Source organism: Oceanospirillum beijerinckii DSM 7166 (genome assembly GCF_000422425.1).
Classification (GTDB): Bacteria; Pseudomonadota; Gammaproteobacteria; order Pseudomonadales; family Halomonadaceae; genus Oceanospirillum; species Oceanospirillum beijerinckii.
Window position 1 is genome coordinate 1 of the sequence record NZ_AULT01000068.1, and the last position, 17963, is coordinate 17963.

Sequence of the window (17963 nt, forward strand, 5' to 3'; positions counted from 1 at the left end):
CGTGAGGCTTGACCATATAACACCAAAGTGGTTTTAAGCTTTGCTAAACGATAGACAACATACTAAAAACAGTGTGAAGTCACCGGATACGCGAAAAGATTACAGTTCAGAATAGATAATTAGCAAGGCTGGAATAAAGCTCTTAATAAAGAGTACAAAGACATCTCGGCACGAATCTACAACCTTTTTTGCTTGACGACAATAGCGTGTAGGAACCACCTGATTCCATCTCGAACTCAGAAGTGAAACTGCTCAGCGCCGATGGTAGTGTGGGGTCTCCCCATGTGAGAGTAGGACATCGTCAAGCGCCTATTTAGTCTTTTTAGAAAAGACAGCAAACCCTGATCAGCAATGATCAGGGTTTTTTCGTATGGGCGAAAGAAAAGTCTGTAAGAAAAACAAAATCACAAAGTAGCTTGCAGAACCCCCCTGATTCCATCTTTGAGATGAGTCATTATCAGAAGCCGAATGCGAGTTTGGGCATTCGACTCCTTGCGAATGAGACTGTCAATGTCACAATTACCAAGCGAATAGTCGGCTATTTCTCTCTTTTAAATATTGAGTATATGCCAACTTTTCAGTATTGGTATTATGTCTTGCCTTATAGCCAGTGCCTTATGACTGTTGCAGCTTCCAGTGTACAGTGTGGCCTGCGAAGAAAGGCACAATCGGTTTGTCGTTTGGCAGGGTAATTTCGTCTGGGATGGTCCAGTCTTCACGTACCAGAGTAATGGTACCTTCGTTACGCTCCAGACCGTAGAAGTCCGGGCCGTAATGACTGGCGAATCCTTCCAGCTTATCTAAGGCATCCAGCTCTTCAAAGACATGAGCGTACAGCTCAATCGCACTCCAGGCGCTGTAACAACCGGCACAACCACAGGCATTCTCTTTCGCTTCTTTGGCGTGTGGTGCGGAGTCTGTACCCAGGAAGAATTTCGGTGAACCCGACTGAACCACTTTACGCAGGGCTTCCTGGTGGGTGTTACGCTTCAGTACCGGCAGGCAGAAGTTGTGCGGACGTACACCGCCTACCAGCAGATCGTTACGGTTCAGCAGCAGGTGCTGAGGGGTGATGGTCGCGGCGATATTATCGCCTGCTTCCTGAACAAACTGAGCCGCATCGGCGGTGGTGATATGCTCAAACACCACTTTCAGATTTGGGAAGTTTTTAACGATATGTACCATCTTCTGATCGATAAACTCTTTTTCACGATCAAAGATATCAATATGGTGATCAGTCACTTCACCATGTACCAGTAGCAGCATGCCCTGCTCTTGCATCACTTCAAACACTGGATACATGGCTTCCAGCTGTTTTACTGCGGCAGATGAGTTGGTAGTCGCACCGGCTGGATACATTTTAGCAGCGACAATACCAGCAGCTTTGGCCTCAATAATATCCTGTTCAGAGGTATTGTTGGTCAGAAACAGTGTCATCAGTGGATCAAAGCTGTTGCCTTCAGGGCGGGCGTCCAGAATACGCTGACGGTAAGCCATAGCCATTTCAGCATTGGTCACAGGTGGCACCAGGTTTGGCATAACGATCGCGCGCTTAAAGCAGCGGGCCGTCGCCGGAACGGTTTCAGGTAGCATATCTCCATCACGCAAGTGCAAGTGCCAATCATCTGGTGTTTGAATCGTCAGTGTCTTCATAGGAATCCTATAACGTGCTCTTAGAGTGCTCTTCAAGAGAGTGGAAGGGTTCAAGTTGTTATATTATATCCCATCACGAGCTATCGTTGACAGTTCACAGGCCTATTCATCGTTCAGGCTTGTATCCATGTCCGCTAAACCATCTTTCCAGTCTGTAGTTTCGGTATGATGATGAGCTGTTATTATTTGATCTTACCTGTCGGTTACTCAGGATTAAGGACATGACTATGTGCTTTGCTTCGACTCACTCTTCATTGACTCGTTTGATTCTCGTGTGCGGTATCAGTTTGTTTCTAAGTGCCTGTGGCTCCAGCGATGACGTAGAAGACGCGGATTATATGCCCAGTAATAGTGCGATTTCTGACTTTGTCATTGCCCCAGTTGCCGGGCAGGATCAGGTACTGAACTACGAAGCTTTTAGTACAGGTTACAGCTATGTCCATAAAGGCGGTTTGTGGTCGATGTACCTGCTGTATGCGAATCAGGTCGCGGTCACTCTTGAGCGGGAAGACAGCTTTAAGGTGGATGAGCGTGTGCCCGAAGCTTATCAATCTCAACTCAGCGACTATTCCGGTTCCGGCTATGACCGGGGCCATCTGGCACCTAATGCTTCACTGGATCATACGGAAAGCTCACAGGCGGATACCTTCTATCTGACCAATATCGTGCCGCAAACCCAGAGCTTTAACCGTTATCAATGGAGCGAGGTGGAACAGTGGGTGCGCGACTGTAGTCTGGAAAAGCCGAATAGCGCTCCGCTGTTGGTGATCACCGGCAGCGCCTATGGCTCAAGTCCGGACAGCATTGGTGAAGGTGTAGCGATCCCAGAGCAGAATTATAAAGTCATTGTACACTTGGATCAGGATCATTACTTGCGCGCTTTTGCCCTGTTAGCACCACAAGATAGTTTTTACTGGGATAATTTAGATGAGCATATTCTCAGTATTGATCAGCTGGAAAACCAGGTTGATGTCGACTTCTTTAATAGCCTGCCCGATAGCCTGGAGGCGAACCTGGAAAGCAGTGTGCGCCTGGCCTGTGATCTGCCAACGAGCGTTACTGTTAGCCCTGCGATCTACTACAACCCGGAAGCCCCTGATACCAGCGCTAATGGCTCAGATTCTATCGATTTCAGCTGTAACAGTAAGATGACCTGCTCGGCGATGAATTCCTGTGAGGAAGCCTCCTTTTATCTCAATAGCTGCGGTATCTCCCGGTTGGATAGTGATGGCGATGGTGTACCCTGTGAGAGTTTGTGTCGTTAACCCATATATCTGGCAGAGAATCTTTATAAGCCAGAAGAGTCGTTATCAGTAACCTATAAGGTAACGCTCATTAAGGTGAAGCTAGGAGCGCTAATTAGTCATTTTATGCTCTACTTTAGATCAAAAGCACTTAACCCTGCCTATTGAATCCTTTATATTAATCGTATGTTTACAAAAATATTCTAATGCATAACAAGTTTTTACAAATACGACTAATATTGGTGGCTTTATAGTGAACAAGATTACCCCACAAAACCGAGAAGTCGTGCTGCATAAAGATGACTTCATTGTCAGCAAAACCTGCACCAAAGGTAATATCACTTACTGCAACCGTAAGTTTATGGCTATCTCTGGTTTTTCTGAGCAGCAGCTACTGGGCAACCCTCATAATATGATTCGCCATCCGGATATGCCAAAAGGCGTATTTCGTCTGATGTGGCAAGCGCTGCAACAGGGCAATGAGTTCTTTGGTTATGTTAAAAACCTGTGCGCCGATGGCTCCTACTATTGGGTTTTTGCCAATGTCACGCCCGATATCGATCAAAATGGTCAAGTGCAAGGCTATTACTCAGTGCGTCGTAAGCCTGAGCCTGAGACGCTAAAGAAATATATTATCCCACTGTATCAGGAGATGCTGGCCATTGAAGCCAGAGGCCAGGGTTCCTCCGCCATTGAGCAATCTGTTGCTGCACTGAAGCAGTGGGTTGACGCAACTGAGATGCAGTACTGCCAGGCGATGATGCGCCTATATCAACAGGGCTCACTTTAACAAGGGATTTTTATTTATGTCTGTACGAAATGAAACCAGTCACGGTATCCCTTTTTTACATACTCAGTTTGTCTGGGGCACGGTGCTGTCCTATTGCATTATTACACTGACATTCATTTACTCGACCTGGCGTTACGGTTTTGATCTCTGGCATGTGTTGGGTGGGGGTGTTGTTGTCGTGATTATGGCGCTACAGGTGTTCCAGTCCCTGCGTGTACTGGAAACTCTGAAGCGCCTGCATGCTACCCTGAATGCCAGTATTAAGGGCGAGTTACACCATCGGGTAAATAACACCAGAGGGCTGGGTGAGTTAGGGAAAGTGGCCTGGGACCTGAATGACCTGTTGGATCAGGTAGAAAGCTACTTTAAAGAAGTGGACACCGCTTTTAGCCAGGTATCGAAAGGCAACTTTGATCGTCCTCCACTGGGGGCCGGCTTGCCGGGACGTATGGGTAGCTCTCTGGTTTCTATCTGTAAATCCATTGAGGCGATGAAAGAAAATGAGAAGTTGCTAAATAGCAACAGTCTGGCTTCGGCATTGCACCGTCTGAATACCAGTAACCTGATTAAAAACCTGAAAAAGACCCAGGCCGATCTGACTCAGATCGATACCGACGCCCGCGAAGTAGGTAGTCAGGCCAGTGATAATGCCCAGTTAGCGCAGAAGTCACTGCATTCCGTAGAGGCCATTCGTCACTCAATTACTGATATTGCTGAAACAGTGGGTCAGGTGACTGATGTGGTCAATACATTAAGTAATGACAGTAAGCAGGTGGCCGAGTCGTTAATGACCATTAAGGATATTGCTGATCAAACCAATTTGCTGGCGTTAAATGCCTCTATTGAAGCGGCTCGTGCCGGTGAAAATGGTCGCGGCTTTGCAGTGGTGGCTGATGAGGTCAAAAGTCTGTCACAAAGGACCAAGGAAGCTGCAGAGAATGTGGATCAGATCCTGTCCGGCTTTAGCCGTCGTGTCGAAGAAGTGAGTGCCGCATCCGCCCGGTCTCAAAGCGTCACCCAGGAGATGGAGCAGATGGTGGCTGAGTTTGAACAGCAGTTTAACCTGCTGGCAGGCTCATCAGAACACTCTGCTAATCAGATTGAAGGGGTTTGCACTGTGATCTATCACTCCCTGGTGAAGTTGGATCATGTTATTTACAAGCAGAACGGATACGTTGCCCTGGGAGAGCAGGATAAAGGGTCGGAATATGACGCAGTTCAGGTCACTCATAAGGGCTGTCGCCTGGGTAAATGGTATTACGAAAGCGATGGGAAAGATCTGTTCAGCAATAGCCAGGCTTATAAAGCGCTGGAAGACCCTCATGCCCGAGTCCACTCCTCAGTGCACAGAGCATTGGAGCTGATTGATCAGAACTGGCAAAACGATGAATCTCTGCGTCAGCGTATTGTTGAAGAGATGCAAGCGACAGAAGATGCGAGTGAAGAGGTGATGTACTGGATCGATCAGATGACCAATGACAGAATGAAACAGCTGCATTTGCATCAGCATGCCCCGCTCTGACAAGCATGCTCCTGCAAGACCGACATCCTGGTGACTATAGCGGAAGCGATAACACCGTCTTAATATCTAGATTAAATCTTGATAACGACTGCTTCAGCGCTGGAAGGCCTAATGCCTTCCCCAGCGCTGATTGGTTGATTGATGGGGTAAGTCTCACTTCACGGAGAAGATTATGTAAACTTCCGATTAATGATTAACCTGCAACCTGAGCGATCCAGTCTTGCAGATTATAGTAGTTGCTGATACGTGCCACCTTACCCTCACGAATATCAAAAAATGCCCCTGCAGTCAGATCATAAGTTTGGCCGTTTGCTTCTGGTAGACCTTCATCGGTCTTCAGATATTCACCCAGCACACGGAACTCAACTGCAGCACGATCACCGGCATCATTGGTGGTAATCGAGATATCCACAATCTGCTCTTTATAATGGTGATTCATGCGTGCCATAAAAGCTGCAAACACCTCACGGCCTACTTCACGGCCGCCTTGGTTAATATCGTGTACCACGTCGTCGGTCAGCAGGCTTAAAAAGCGCTCCATATCCTGCTGGTTAAAGGCATCGTAGTAGTTTTCCAGCAGGGCTATAGTGTTCTGGTTCATGGCGTTGTTCACTCTCACGTCAAACAGATAATTTTTGTTGTCACCTAATGGGATTCATCACAACCTGCCATATTAGCAAGGTGCTTACGTTAAACGTTGTCTATCTGCGACGATCAACTGAGTAGAATCACCATTTTCATTATTAAAATATGTGGTTTGTCCTCAGCATGAGTCTAAGCGATTAACGCCATCGTGCAGTAGCTGCAAACTCAACAAAACGTGTCACTTCGTCCAGACTATCCCCCTGACCCCACTCAAATCCGATGGATCTTAGATCAGGCATATCCTGTAGCGGCCGGGTCACAATATCCGCAGAGGCATAGCATTCCGGGACAATAGCCACGCCAATACCGGCTTTAACCAGTGTGAGTGCCCTATCATCCTGATTGGTGATATAAGCGTTATTCAGCCGGATATCCAATGTTTTTAAGATGCCCAATACGATACGGCGATGTTCGCAGTGTGAGCGGGTAATAAAGGGCTCATCCCCCAGATCGGTAAAACGAATGACCGCTGACTGGCTGAGATGATGATCTGGTGTCATCGCCAGCATATAACGCTCGGTAAATAGCTCCTGAGAGTAGACAAAACGGCGATTGGCACTGGATTTTCCCTGCCCATTGGCAGGCAATAACGTCAGAGCCAGATCGATATGATCTTCCCGCTCCATACGCTCAATCTCAGGACTACTGGCATCAATGACATAAAGAGTGACACCGGGATTTTCCCGTCGGTATTGCTCAATCAAACGCGCTATCAGAGTAATCGGCAGGGTATTGATCACACCTAAACGCAACATGCTTTGTCGATTATGGCGCTTAAGTTCTTCCTTGGCTTTAGAGCATTCGCCCACAATCAACTTCGCCCGCTTTAACAGCTTACGACCTGCCGGGGTCAGCACCACATTGCGCTTATTGCGAGTAAAAAGCTTAACATCCATCTCCGCTTCCAGCTTAGATATCGACGCTGATAATGCCGGTTGAGATACAAAGGCCCGCTCCGCACCACGGGTAAAACTCTCAGATTCTGCTGCCGCCAGAAACAAACGCAGTTGCTGCAACTCCATCATAACCACCATTTATGATAATGATATATATAATCCATTATATCTATCTTAAAGAAGCTCATACACTGTTAATCAGTAAATCGGTTTTCTCAACAATCCGATTGAGTCAGGGCTGAACGACAATAAGGTTGGCTATCAAAAGACTAGCTATTACATACAAGGCAGCTATCAAACGGACAGCTATTACAAGGCTAGCTATCAAACGGATAAAAACAGCAGGTGAAAAGATGAGTCAGAGCAAAGCTATCGCATTGATTATTGGTGCAGGGGACCACCTGGGTTCTGCCATTGCCCGTCGTTTTGCCCGTGAGGGTTTTCATATTGTCGCCACACGCCGTCGCGGTGATTTGAGCCAACTGACACAGGAAGTGGAAGCGCTGGGTTCAAGCATTACTGCTCTGCACTCTGATGCCCGCGATGAACAGCAGGTCACCGAGCTGATTGAACGGGTTGAAAGCGAACTCGGTCCCATTGAAGTGGCCGTATTTAATGTCGGTGGCAATGTGCGTTTTGGTATTACCGAAACCAGCACTCAGGTCTATCGCAAGGTATGGGAGATGTGTGCTCTAGCCGGTTTCTTAGTCGGACGGGAAGTGGCGAAAAAGATGCTGCCACGACAACAGGGCACTATCTTGTTTACCGGGGCTTCTGCCAGTTTACGGGGTAACTCGGGTTTTGCCGCCTTTGCCGGTGGTAAACACGCCTTAAGGGCTCTGGCGCAGAGTATGGCCCGAGAATTAGGCCCACAGGGGATTCATATTGCCCATGTGATTGTGGATGGTTTGATCGAAAATGAAGCCACAAAAGAGTTTTTACCTGACCTTTATGCCAGCAAGGGTGAAGATGGCATTATCCAACCGGATGATCTGGCAGAGGTGTATTGGCAATTGCATCAACAACCTAAGTCGGCCTGGACCTTTGAGCAGGATATCCGCCCCTTTGCCGAGCCTTGGTAATGAAGATAATTGAGATTTTACGCGATTCAAGACAACCCGTTAAAGCCTAAGTACAGCATTAACCCTAACAATATAAATAAAACTGAGGATAACAGCATGAGCCAAAACACGGACAACAAAAGCACCGATAACAAAAGCATCGATTTCTATTACGACTATATCAGCCCTGCTTCTTATCTGGCCTGGACCCAGCTGGCGGGTATCTGTGAGCGTACTGGAGCAACCATTAACTACAAGCCGATGCTACTGGGCGGCGTATTTAAACAGCAGGGCACTAATAGCCCGATTACCATCCCTGCTAAGTGGCAATGGATGCAGAAAGACTTTGCCCGATATGCTGCTCATTACGGCGTGCCCTATCAGCTGAATCCTCATTTTGTCTTCAGTACTGTAGGGGCTATGCGGGGGGCGATCTGGGCGCAGCAACAGGGCCGTGTTGAAGATTATAACCAGGCCATGTACACCGCCGCTTGGGTAGATGGTAAAGACCTATCCTCACCGGAAGTGTTGGCCGAAGTGCTGACCGATGCTGGTTTTAACACCGAAGTGATGGACGCGGTGACTCAACCAGAGATCAAGCAAGCGCTGATTCAAGCTTGTGAAGATGCCGTGGCGCAAGGGGTATTTGGTGCACCGACCATGATTGTTAATGGTGAACTGTTCTTTGGTCAGGATCGTTTGGAGTGGGTGGAACGAGCCCTGAAATAGATATTGCTTCAGCTGCTTTTGTTTGGGTTTCAAAAACAGTGGAGTGCTTGGAAAGCTCATCCCTTGAGTGAGCAATCCAAGCCGTCATTGTCGGTTGGAGAAGCCGCAAGGCGCCTTCCAACAAGAATCTTCCTACAGACACCTCCTAGCAACAGCAAGGTATCGAGTTCCATGTCGGATGGCGCTCCGCTTATCCGGCCTTGTATCTCTCCGGAAATCAGGGTTAGATTCCAAGTAACCTTTGGAATAGGTCTTCCTTAATCTCAACCACTTTGCTTCAACTAGACCCTAATCGTTATGCTTTTTCTAACCTCAACCACTACGCTTGAGTTCGGAACCCAAAATACGATTCAAATCCCGTAGCGAATTACAGGTCTCCATAAGAGAACAGTAAGGCGCATACTGACTCATAATGGAATCGCCGGTATCCCAACTGGTTTGTCCTTCAGGGTTTAACCACAGTACCCGCTGGCTACGACGGTAAACCTCTTCCCACACCGCAATATTGCCATCACTGCCGTTATTACGGGCATCGCCCAGCATAATCACCGTGGTTTTGTTATCGATATCTGCCAGCGCCAGCTGTTCAAAGTCCGCTAATGCCTTGCCGTAATGGGTGGGTGAATTGGCCCAACGATGCAGAATTTCCGCCAGGGCTTCGTCCATCTCTTTTTTAGCAAATAACTCAGTAACTTCCGCCATCTCTGCAGAAAAGACAAAGGAGCGCACCTTGGGCAACACGTCCTGCAAGCAATATAAAAACAGCAGCAGAAAACGCGCGACACTGCTGACCGAACCACTGACATCGCAGATCACCATCACCTTGGGGCGTTCAATACGGGTGGATTTCCATTTGGTATGAAACAGAAAGCCATCAAAGGCGGCATTGGCGGATACGGTACGGCGCACATCCAGCATGCCGCGCTTGGTAATGCGTCGTCTGCGACTGTGCATACTGGCCAGACGTTTGGCGGCTTTACGTACCAACTCGCCCATCCGTTTGTAGTTACTGTGATCAACGCTGGTCAGGCGGATCTTTTGCAGATTACTTTCACGCAGCTTCTGGCTTTCACCTTGATTAAACAGCAAGTATTGCTGCTCAACATAATCCCGAATCTGCTGCTGTAACTGAGAACGACGTTGACGCAACAGCTGCACCAGAGCACTGTTTTCGTCTTCCTTGGCCAGCTCCTGCAATTCCTGCTGTAACTCACTATCGCCCATCGCCTGCATAACACGATAAGTCACGATAGGAATCTGTGTACTAAAGGTCACCTCTTGTGCACCTGCGCCAGCACCGGCTCCGGTAATCATCACCTGCAGTGCCGACATATCACCAGCCATTAATTGCTGCGCCAATGGCGAGGAAAGGTTAGCCGCCGCTTCAGGAATTAGACTTGTGTTGGGGTTTTCTACAGAGGAACTGGTTGAAGCCGCCGCTTGTTCACTGGCAGCTTCACTATTAACCGCTTCGCTCTCAGCATTCTCGGCCTTTTCATAAGCCTCTTGCGACAATGGCTTACCGCCTTCCTCTTGCAGGTGACCGTAACCATTAAAGTACTGATCAAAGATCTGATCGTGAATCAGGCGATGTTCCAGACGTTTACTCAGTGTCATCCCCAACGACTGCTTTAACAGCGGCGCATTATCAATGCCGACCAGCTGAGCCGCTTTTAAGGCATCCAATGTTTCCGCTGAGGAGATAGGTAAACCCGCCTGACGCAGAGCATAAATAAAATCACCGAGTACTTTCTGCATAATCCAGGCTTCTCGTTAGCGCTGCTTGTTGGCGGCTTTTAGCAGGTTATCGATCTCGGGTTCTACCGCTTCGATATCGTCCTGAAACTTCAGCAATAGATTGAGGGTGGTTTTGATCCAGTCATGATCCAGATTATCCACATTCAACAGTAACAGCGCTCTGGCCCAGTCGATGGTTTCGCTGACTGCGGGCACTTTTTTCAGCGCCATCTCACGCAGTTCACTGATAAAACTCACCAACTGCTGTTTGAGCTGCTCATTCAGTTCAGGCACCTGGGCAGAAATGATCTTTTGCTCAATGGTTTTGGATGGGAAAGGAATATAGAGGTGCAAACAGCGACGCTTTAACGCATCACTCAGTTCACGGGTATTGTTACTGGTCAGAAAAACGATAGGGTTGGACTTGGCTTTAATTGTGCCCAACTCAGGAATAGAGATCTGATAGTCTGACAGCAACTCAAGCAGAAAAGCTTCAAACTCCTGATCCGCCTTATCGATCTCATCGATCAGTAAAATAGCCCCATCTTCAGCCCGTAATGCTTCCAATAGCGGACGCGGCTCCAGAAACTCATCGGAATAGAAGATATCGCCAAACTGATGCAAACGGGTCACAGACTCATCCAGCCCCTTGGCACCACGCATCACATCACCCAGCTGATCTTTTAATAGCTGTGTATACAGCAGCTGCTTGCCGTACTTCCATTCATACAACGCCTTGGCTTCATCCAGACCTTCATAACACTGCATACGGATCAACGGCGCAGCTAACAGCTCAGAGGTTTTCTTTGCCAGCTCCGTCTTACCCACACCCGGCGGACCTTCTACCAGAATCGGCTTTTGAAGATGACAGGCCAGATAAACCGAAGTCGCAATGGCATCACTGCAGATATAACCCAATGCCTCAAAATGCTCTTTGATGGTATCGGGAGAACTGATTTTGTCCTTATTACGGATAATCACCGGAAGCCTCTTTTGTTGTTATGTTTAGGGGTATGTTGATGGTTGTATCTAGAGTTATGTCTATGATCAACGTCGCTGATATGGAGACAGAAGAGTACGCCATATTGGATTAGCTTTGGCGCATATGACAAGGATTAACGGTGACTGAGGCGTCAGAAAATTATCAACCTGCTTGGCTGATAGATCTCACTTTAGCCGGGCTACAGTGATAACGCTGACTAAAAGCCCGGCTTAAGGCTTCCTGACTACCATAGCCATAACGCTTAGCTACTGTTTTCACCCGTTCACCCTTTTCCAGATCCTGTCGAGCGAGGGTCAATCGCCATTCTCTAAGATATTGCGCAGGGGTTTGCCCAACGCTGTTTTTAAAGCACTCCATAAACTGGCTACGGGATAGCCCTGCGGTATCGGCTAAGTCTTCGATATGCCAGTCAAATTCTGGTCGCTCATGAATGGCGACAATCGCTTTGCAGATACGTTGGTCTGATAATCCTGCCAGCAGACCAATCTTTTCCGTATTGGCCTGGATTGCTCGCCTTAATAGCATTACCACCAGCACTTCAAATAACCTTTGCAATGTACTGTGACGGCCGCAGCGTTGATCCTGTACTTCTTCTACTATCAGTAATGCCAGATTCTTTAGTGAACCCTCTTCTAGTGGAATCGCAACACATTCAGGTAGGGATGTCGCTAAAGGATTCACATCACCACCCAGGTTGATCGATGCGGCAATTAAAACCGTATAGTCCTCTTGGATGCTTGTTTTGTTATCTACCGAGCCGGGCCAGAACTCAATCTGGCTTAATTCTCCACTAGTACTATCCGCCAGCAGCAAGAGATTAGCCTGCTCGGGAGCGGTGACTTCGGCCTGTAGATCAAAACGGGCAATTAGAGCTGATAGACGATCTGGCTTGGACATAGTATTTCCCCAAATGGGTCGCGGTTGTTGCGGAAGAAAAGCCGAATAAGGAGAGTGATTAAAGAAAACCGGACTTATAGTCATATATTTCGGACTCAAGTATAACAATTTTACCGCATTATCGTTACTCACAACGGGGCCATAAAAAGTATCATCAGCCCCTTTAGCCTCAAAAGGCTAAGAAACAATCCAAGGCTAAAACTTAAAACCGAGGCTAAAACCCCATGAGTCAGCAAATCGATTACTACTTCACCAGTATTTCCCCCTTTACCTATCTTGGCCATCAGACACTGCTACAGATCGCTGAACAGCATCAGCTTAAAGTTCAGTTTAAACCCGTTAAGTTAGGTCAGGTGTTTGGCGAGTCCGGTGCAAAGCCATTGCCGGAACGTCCTAAATGTCGTCAGGAATATCGCTTAGTGGAGCTGAAACGCTGGGCGAAAAAACGTGAATTGGCGATTAATCTGCATCCTGCACACTTCCCCACCGACCCGACTTTGGCTGATCGCTGTGTGATTGCATTGCAGGAATCCGGTCAGGATGCCGGTGCTTTTATCAATCAGGTTTTAGCCGCATGTTGGACAGAAGACAGGAATATTGCAGATGAAGGTGTGCTGCGAGAGCTGCTAACCGTGCTGAGGTTTAACGCCGATGAGGTAATTCAGCAGGCACAGTTCCAAAGTACTCAAGCGGTTTATGATGCCAACACTCTGGATGCCATTGAGCAAGGTGTTCTGGGTGCACCGTCTTATATGCTGGATGGTGAACAGTTCTGGGGTCAGGATCGACTGGAGTTGTTAGCCGAAACACTGAGTGCCAGCTAGGTTTATCGCAGGTTGTAGTGACAGGCTGAGGTAGGCCTATGCAATTCCCATAGGCCAGTTTCTGTTTAACCCTTTGAGCTTCTCTGCAGCGCATCAGTCACTTTGTCCGCTGGCATAGGTTTATAGTACAAATAGCCTTGTGCCTCGCTGCAATCATGCTGCTGCAGAAACTCTGCTTGCTGCATTGTTTCGACACCCTCTGCAATTACATCCAAACGTAAGCTACGAGACATAGCAATAATGGCACGGGTTAGCTCCATATCATCGCTGTCTTCTGGTATATCCCGGACAAAGGACTGATCAATCTTAATTTTATCCACAGGTAGGCGTTTAATATAAGATAGTGAGGAGTGGCCGGTACCAAAGTCATCAATAGCCAATCCAACGCCCAATGCCTTCAGCTGTTTCAGCATGCTGATAGTTCGATCAGGGTTTTTCATCATCTGGGTTTCTGTTATCTCAAACATCAGTTGAGCCGCTGATAACTCACTTTGCTGCAAGTGCTGTTTAACCTCGGTAATAAAATCATCGTGATTCAGCTGGATCATTGATAGGTTTAGCGATAGCACGCCAGGGTTCAGGCCCTGCTGTTGCCAGTATTCAAACTGACGCATGGCATCCTTCATCACCCAGCGGTCCAGTTCGACAATAATCCCCGTCTCTTCTGCCAAAGGAATAAACTTAAACGGTGGCACCAGACCTTCGGGGCGATGCCAGCGAATCAGCGCCTCCATACCGATAATTTCCCCTGTTGCCATCAATACCTGAGGTTGATAAAACACCTCCAGCTCATTCTTCTTAATGGCCTGACGCAGATCTGTTTCCAGGGTGATGCGCTCATAGGCCCGTTCGGTCATATCCTGCGTGTAGAACTGATAGCTGTTGCGACCGGCAGCTTTGGCTTTATACATGGCCGAGTGAGCATTTTTCAGCAACTCTTCCGCACTGTCGCCATTTTCCGGTGAGATCGCCACACCTATACTGCAGGTGATAAAAAGTTTGTGCTGATCCAGAATAAAAGGCTCCTGAAACAGCCGCATGACTTTCTGCAAAACGCGGATTACAGCATCATCATCCGGCACCTGCTCAAGTAGCAGGGTAAACTCATCACTGCTTAAACGGGCTACGGAATCCCTTTCCCGTAAGGTGGCTGTAATACGTTCAGAGACTTTTCTCAGTAATTCATCGCCTGTTTCATGGCCAAAAGAGTCATTAATCTCTTTAAAGCGGTCCAGGTCCAGAAACAGTACCACCAATTTTTGTTGATAGTGTTGATTAGCTCTTCGTGCCTGTTGCAAGCGATCCAGAAATAGAACCCGATTAGGCAGATCCGTTAAAGCATCATGCTTTGACTGATATTTCAGCTTCAAGGTGCGTTCATCGAAGGCTTGAGCCAGCTCTTCCAGCTCATCATTACTACCCAGTGGACTGCATAAAATCTCGTGCCCCTGACTGGATACTTTTACCCGACGAGAAAGCTCTAAAATAGGTCGAGTAATTTTGTTGGCCGTCCTGGCGGCAAAGAAGATGCTGACCAGAACAAAGCACAGGCATAACAGCAAGAGTTTTACCAGGATGGAATTCATGGGAGCCTGATATTCTGAACGAGGTAGACCGATCTCCAGTTCTAATCCCAACTGACCAAACAGTGACATCTCTTCTACCACAGGTAAGCGATAGCCGCGGTATTCTTCTGTGCTGGTAAAGTTTTGCGCAAGAATTTCCTGATTATACTGATACAAGCGTACATAGGTACTCAGTCCTGGTGGGCGATTACGGAAGACGATTTCATCCAGGTCAAAGATGACGATCATAGCCCCCTGCGTGGTTGCGTAATACTCAATGGGGCTGATGACGACCAGGTATTTGTCCTGTTGGTCAACAGAGACGGATACCTGACCTAAAGCTAAGGTGTTTCTCAACAGAGATGATTCGTTGTATTGCAGCAGGGTATCACTATCTTTGCTTTGATAGATCGGTTGACCAGAGTAGTCCACAACGTTGACGTAAAGAACGTCTTTGCCCTCAATAAAATTATTCACCATAGGCGGCAGGTAGTTTTTTCGCCCTTCGCTATCGGTGAGCGCATTAACCATCAATTCATTCTTGGTCAGTAGTATGGCGTTATCAATGAGATAGTGGATACGTTGCTCAATGCGTCGATGTAGCGCATCAGCTTTATTATTCAGCAATGCCTCTGTTTGCTGGCTCATTTGCTGTTCAACCAGAATAATGGCCAATATCATTGTCACCAAGAGTGCGAACACTACCTGCCCGGCCACCTGAAAAATGACTTTTTGCTTGATACTGCTACTTGGAGAACTCGCTTTGTCCATATGGATCTCATGTGGCGCAGGCTCCCTGATTCCGGGTGCCTGAGGAGTGAAATGAAACGCTAAAGTTAATCTGTAACCTTTAAGGTATTACAGGAACAATCTTACCTTTTTCACTAAATCGAGCCATATAAAAATCTTTGCTATTCAAAGCATCATGTCGGCGAGCGGTAAACGCTGGCGCATAATATTTTACGACCCCCTGGTAGTTTGGTAGCTGCTCAAGGGTTTGCTTAATAACACTGCGTTCGGTAGACCCACTGAGTTCTATCGCTTTGGCCAGTAGCATCACCAGATCATAGGTCTGGGCTACTGCTGAGGGGGAGTCGATATCATCAACACTCTCTTTTAAATAGCTGTCGAGATAAGCTTGTTGTAACTGATCAGACAAAGGACTCTTATGCTTTCTGAATGAGAAGGTTTGAAAAAAGCGCAGGTCCAGATGGTTAATGGCTTGTTGGTTGTTTTGGTAAAAGTGACCTCCTAATAAGCCCCAATGAGAAACGATGGGCAGGGGCTGGCTTTCTGCTGCCATTGCCTGCAGGATCAGAGAGCCTTCTTTTGAGTTAGCCACCAGAATAAGAGCGTCGGCTCCTGCTTGCTGAATATCCTCCAGTTCCTGATAAAAACTCGCCTGACCACGGTTATAGATAATTGCTTTCACTGCAGGATGCCCCTGCGTGCGCAGATAGGTTTCCATCTGCTCAAGGTTATTACGCCCCCAAATCGAGTTTTCTGCCAACAAGGCAGGCTTTTTTGCAATTCTTAAGGTTTGTTCAGCAATAAATTCAGAAGCCAGGCGATCATTGGCCGATACCCGGAAAATATAGTTATCCTCATATCCGTGCTCTGTTAATTGAGCTGCAGCTGCCCAAGGCACTAAATAAGGTACTTTAAGTCGATTGATAACGGGCACTTCGCTGGCGATGACGGCACTGTGTTTGCCACCGATAATGGCAACCAGGTCAGCTCGTTGGGCCAACTGTTCAACATTTTTTTCACCCAACGAGGAGGTGATTCTGTGATCCAGCGCTAATAAACGTACAGGTTTTCCTTGAATACCACCCTGCTTATTAAGTTGATCAATGGCCAGCATAGCTCCTCGTTTTATGGCTAATCCCGCACCTTTGCCTACACTGGAAAGGTCTGCATTTAACCCAATTACTACCTGAGCCTGTTGCTCAGGAGGTGGGCCATATTTCTGTAGTAGCAGGGCTTCTGTTTTGGAGATGATATCGGTACCAATCACCTCCTCATACTGGCGGACAATGTGGGCGGTTTTAGCGGCAAACATCTGGCGTTCATGTTCGGTCAGCTGGTGTACTTGAACGCCGGCCTGAGTAATGGTTTCAAGCAGTGCTTTCTCTCGTTGCTGCACTTCTGCTCGCTCCCAGTGAGTAATCTCCCGAGCGGTATCCAGCAATAAAAGTCCTAGATTCCGTGGCAGATCAGCAAATGTTTTCTCACTAATAGCTAACACATAGGCCAGATAGCCATGGTGGCTCAGGGTCAGGTGGGACTGCACTTGATGAAAGCCCATGCTGACAATTGCTGCTAGAGGGTTTTCCTGGCCATCTACCACACCATCCTGTAATGCCTGGCGAGTCTTATAAAAATCGATGGGCAGAGCTTCAGCACCAAAGGCTGCAAACTGATCCCTCAACATACGGCTTTTCATTACTCTAATTCTTTTGCCCTGGAAATCTTCAGGTTGAGTTAAGGCAAAATTAGAAGTGAAATGTTTAAAGCCATTTTCCCAGAAGGTCACACCGACTAGACCAATCGCTTGCAGATCTTGTAATAGCATACGACCCGGCTCACCATCCAACATCTGATACAGATCTTCACGGGTTGGAAAGAAAAAGGGCAGATCAGCATACTGCATTGAGGGGACAGGCACGCTGAGTTTCGCTGTGGGTGTCAGCAGAAGGTCCAGCTCTCCCTGTCGTGCCATCTCGACCATCTGATGATCATTACCCAATAATTGGGCAGGGAAGACCTCTATCTCAATACGACCATGGGACTTTGCTTTTACTTGGTCGGCAAAGCGTTGGGCTGCTGCATGCAGAGCAGTATCTTCTGCTAAGTTGTGACCAAAGCGTAAGTGAATCACTTTATCATTCGGTACACTGTTTTGGGCACCGCTACTGGTGACTTTTGGCGGGCTAACCCACTGTATCAACGCAAAAAGACTCAGCAAAATAACAGGAATTGTGAACAACCACTTCTTAGGGAGCAGACGAGGAGAGGTCATATGTGAAGTCACCTTTGGTCAGCACAGCAGATGCTGGTATTCAGGATAAGGCTTTAACTTAATTATTACCTAAATATCATATTTTGCTTTATGTATATATCAATAGCTGAGCGGCTGTTCTAGCAGCCTGTCGGACTATTAGCCCATTTCATCCAGATCTAGGATAATAGCCCTTTTCAGGTTCCAGCAGGATATATCATGAGTCGCTTTCGTACCATCGATCGTCAAACGCCTTATCTACTTCCTCCATCTATTGATGACTGGCTGCCTGAAGATCATTTAGCTCGCTTTATTGTAGAGGTTGTCGATAGTCTGGATTTGCAAGCCATCCAGGGAGCATATCGCGGGAGAGGCAGTGCAGCCTATCACCCTTCT

General features: G+C 47.5%; 14 protein-coding genes, 1 rRNA gene and 1 pseudogene. 8 read left to right on the top strand and 8 right to left on the bottom strand.

The window, feature by feature from the left end:
* Positions 1 to 191: 191 nt before the first annotated feature.
* Positions 192 to 307, top strand: a 5S ribosomal RNA gene (gene rrf / locus H579_RS0117365).
* A gap of 308 nt (positions 308 to 615) precedes the next feature.
* Here rrf and pyrC read toward each other — a convergent pair.
* On the bottom strand, positions 616 to 1653 hold the full coding sequence (gene pyrC / locus H579_RS0117370) for a dihydroorotase (protein ID WP_028301745.1): 1038 nt from the start codon (positions 1651 to 1653) through the stop codon (positions 616 to 618).
* A gap of 221 nt (positions 1654 to 1874) precedes the next feature.
* Here pyrC and H579_RS28055 point away from each other — a divergent pair, with 221 nt between their 5' ends.
* The 3 genes from H579_RS28055 (at position 1875) to H579_RS26230 (ending at position 5209) form a co-directional block, all read left to right on the top strand.
* The gene (locus H579_RS28055; protein WP_051227797.1) at positions 1875 to 2918 is read left to right on the top strand and encodes a DNA/RNA non-specific endonuclease; all 1044 of its coding nucleotides are present in this window, start codon (positions 1875 to 1877) and stop codon (positions 2916 to 2918) included.
* 232 nt (positions 2919 to 3150) lie between these two features.
* Positions 3151 to 3687: a PAS domain-containing protein gene (locus tag H579_RS0117380; RefSeq protein ID WP_245583298.1), complete on the top strand. Its 537-nt coding sequence runs from the start codon at positions 3151 to 3153 to the stop codon at positions 3685 to 3687.
* Positions 3688 to 3703: 16 nt separating this feature from the next.
* Positions 3704 to 5209, top strand: a complete 1506-nt coding sequence (locus H579_RS26230) for a methyl-accepting chemotaxis protein (RefSeq protein ID WP_051227799.1) — start codon at positions 3704 to 3706, stop codon at positions 5207 to 5209.
* Positions 5210 to 5402: 193 nt separating this feature from the next.
* Here H579_RS26230 and H579_RS0117390 read toward each other — a convergent pair whose 3' ends face one another.
* Both H579_RS0117390 and H579_RS0117395 read right to left on the bottom strand, forming a co-directional pair.
* Entirely contained in the window at positions 5403 to 5810 is a 408-nt protein-coding gene (locus tag H579_RS0117390; protein WP_028301747.1) for a ketosteroid isomerase-related protein, read from the bottom strand.
* A 181-nt stretch (positions 5811 to 5991) separates the two neighbouring features.
* Positions 5992 to 6876 (bottom strand): LysR family transcriptional regulator, encoded by an 885-nt coding sequence (locus H579_RS0117395; RefSeq protein WP_028301748.1) that lies wholly within the window; start codon positions 6874 to 6876, stop codon positions 5992 to 5994.
* A gap of 227 nt (positions 6877 to 7103) precedes the next feature.
* On the opposite strand from H579_RS0117395, the gene H579_RS0117400 reads away from it, so the two are divergent.
* Positions 7104 to 7832: an SDR family oxidoreductase gene (locus H579_RS0117400; protein WP_028301749.1), complete on the top strand. Its 729-nt coding sequence runs from the start codon at positions 7104 to 7106 to the stop codon at positions 7830 to 7832.
* Positions 7833 to 7928: 96 nt separating this feature from the next.
* Positions 7929 to 8540: a 2-hydroxychromene-2-carboxylate isomerase gene (locus H579_RS0117405; protein WP_036566587.1), complete on the top strand. Its 612-nt coding sequence runs from the start codon at positions 7929 to 7931 to the stop codon at positions 8538 to 8540.
* A 312-nt stretch (positions 8541 to 8852) separates the two neighbouring features.
* Here H579_RS0117405 and H579_RS0117410 read toward each other — a convergent pair whose 3' ends face one another.
* The 3 genes from H579_RS0117410 to H579_RS0117420 form a co-directional block, all read right to left on the bottom strand.
* Positions 8853 to 10298 (bottom strand): vWA domain-containing protein, encoded by a 1446-nt coding sequence (locus H579_RS0117410; protein ID WP_028301751.1) that lies wholly within the window; start codon positions 10296 to 10298, stop codon positions 8853 to 8855.
* Positions 10299 to 10313: 15 nt separating this feature from the next.
* Positions 10314 to 11258 carry an AAA family ATPase gene (locus tag H579_RS0117415; RefSeq protein WP_028301752.1) on the bottom strand — a complete coding sequence of 315 codons (945 nt, stop codon included), beginning with the start codon at positions 11256 to 11258 and terminating at the stop codon, positions 10314 to 10316.
* A gap of 163 nt (positions 11259 to 11421) precedes the next feature.
* A complete protein-coding gene (locus tag H579_RS0117420) occupies positions 11422 to 12177 on the bottom strand; it encodes an AraC family transcriptional regulator (RefSeq protein WP_028301753.1) in 756 nt (251 codons plus the stop codon).
* Positions 12178 to 12401: 224 nt separating this feature from the next.
* Between H579_RS0117420 and H579_RS0117425 the strand changes: the two genes are divergently transcribed.
* Complete coding sequence (locus H579_RS0117425) at positions 12402 to 13001, top strand: 2-hydroxychromene-2-carboxylate isomerase (RefSeq protein ID WP_028301754.1); 600 nt, start codon at positions 12402 to 12404, stop codon at positions 12999 to 13001.
* Between the two features lie 65 nt (positions 13002 to 13066).
* Here the strand turns inward: H579_RS0117425 and H579_RS28060 are convergent, their stop codons facing one another.
* Both H579_RS28060 and H579_RS28065 read right to left on the bottom strand, forming a co-directional pair.
* Positions 13067 to 15337 (bottom strand): EAL domain-containing protein, encoded by a 2271-nt coding sequence (locus H579_RS28060; protein ID WP_051227801.1) that lies wholly within the window; start codon positions 15335 to 15337, stop codon positions 13067 to 13069.
* Positions 15338 to 15416: 79 nt separating this feature from the next.
* Positions 15417 to 17588 (bottom strand): DctP family TRAP transporter solute-binding subunit, encoded by a 2172-nt coding sequence (locus H579_RS28065; RefSeq protein ID WP_051227803.1) that lies wholly within the window; start codon positions 17586 to 17588, stop codon positions 15417 to 15419.
* A 198-nt stretch (positions 17589 to 17786) separates the two neighbouring features.
* On the opposite strand from H579_RS28065, the pseudogene H579_RS28960 reads away from it, so the two are divergent.
* Positions 17787 to 17963 (top strand): annotated as a pseudogene (locus H579_RS28960) (IS5/IS1182 family transposase); the annotation flags it as partial.

What these genes read in the sequence shown, in the direction of transcription:
- H579_RS0117400 (WP_028301749.1), top strand. Translation starts at nt 7,104, where the DNA reads ATGAGTCAGAGCAAAGCTATCGCATTGATTATTGGTGCAGGGGACCAC.
- H579_RS0117420 (WP_028301753.1), bottom strand. Translation starts at nt 12,177, where the DNA reads ATGTCCAAGCCAGATCGTCTATCAGCTCTAATTGCCCGTTTTGATCTA.
- pyrC (WP_028301745.1), bottom strand. Translation starts at nt 1,653, where the DNA reads ATGAAGACACTGACGATTCAAACACCAGATGATTGGCACTTGCACTTG.
- H579_RS0117405 (WP_036566587.1), top strand. Translation starts at nt 7,929, where the DNA reads ATGAGCCAAAACACGGACAACAAAAGCACCGATAACAAAAGCATCGAT.
- H579_RS28065 (WP_051227803.1), bottom strand. Translation starts at nt 17,588, where the DNA reads ATGACCTCTCCTCGTCTGCTCCCTAAGAAGTGGTTGTTCACAATTCCT.
- H579_RS0117425 (WP_028301754.1), top strand. Translation starts at nt 12,402, where the DNA reads ATGAGTCAGCAAATCGATTACTACTTCACCAGTATTTCCCCCTTTACC.
- H579_RS0117395 (WP_028301748.1), bottom strand. Translation starts at nt 6,876, where the DNA reads ATGGAGTTGCAGCAACTGCGTTTGTTTCTGGCGGCAGCAGAATCTGAG.
- H579_RS26230 (WP_051227799.1), top strand. Translation starts at nt 3,704, where the DNA reads ATGTCTGTACGAAATGAAACCAGTCACGGTATCCCTTTTTTACATACT.
- H579_RS28060 (WP_051227801.1), bottom strand. Translation starts at nt 15,337, where the DNA reads ATGGACAAAGCGAGTTCTCCAAGTAGCAGTATCAAGCAAAAAGTCATT.
- H579_RS0117410 (WP_028301751.1), bottom strand. Translation starts at nt 10,298, where the DNA reads ATGCAGAAAGTACTCGGTGATTTTATTTATGCTCTGCGTCAGGCGGGT.
- H579_RS0117390 (WP_028301747.1), bottom strand. Translation starts at nt 5,810, where the DNA reads ATGAACCAGAACACTATAGCCCTGCTGGAAAACTACTACGATGCCTTT.
- H579_RS28055 (WP_051227797.1), top strand. Translation starts at nt 1,875, where the DNA reads ATGACTATGTGCTTTGCTTCGACTCACTCTTCATTGACTCGTTTGATT.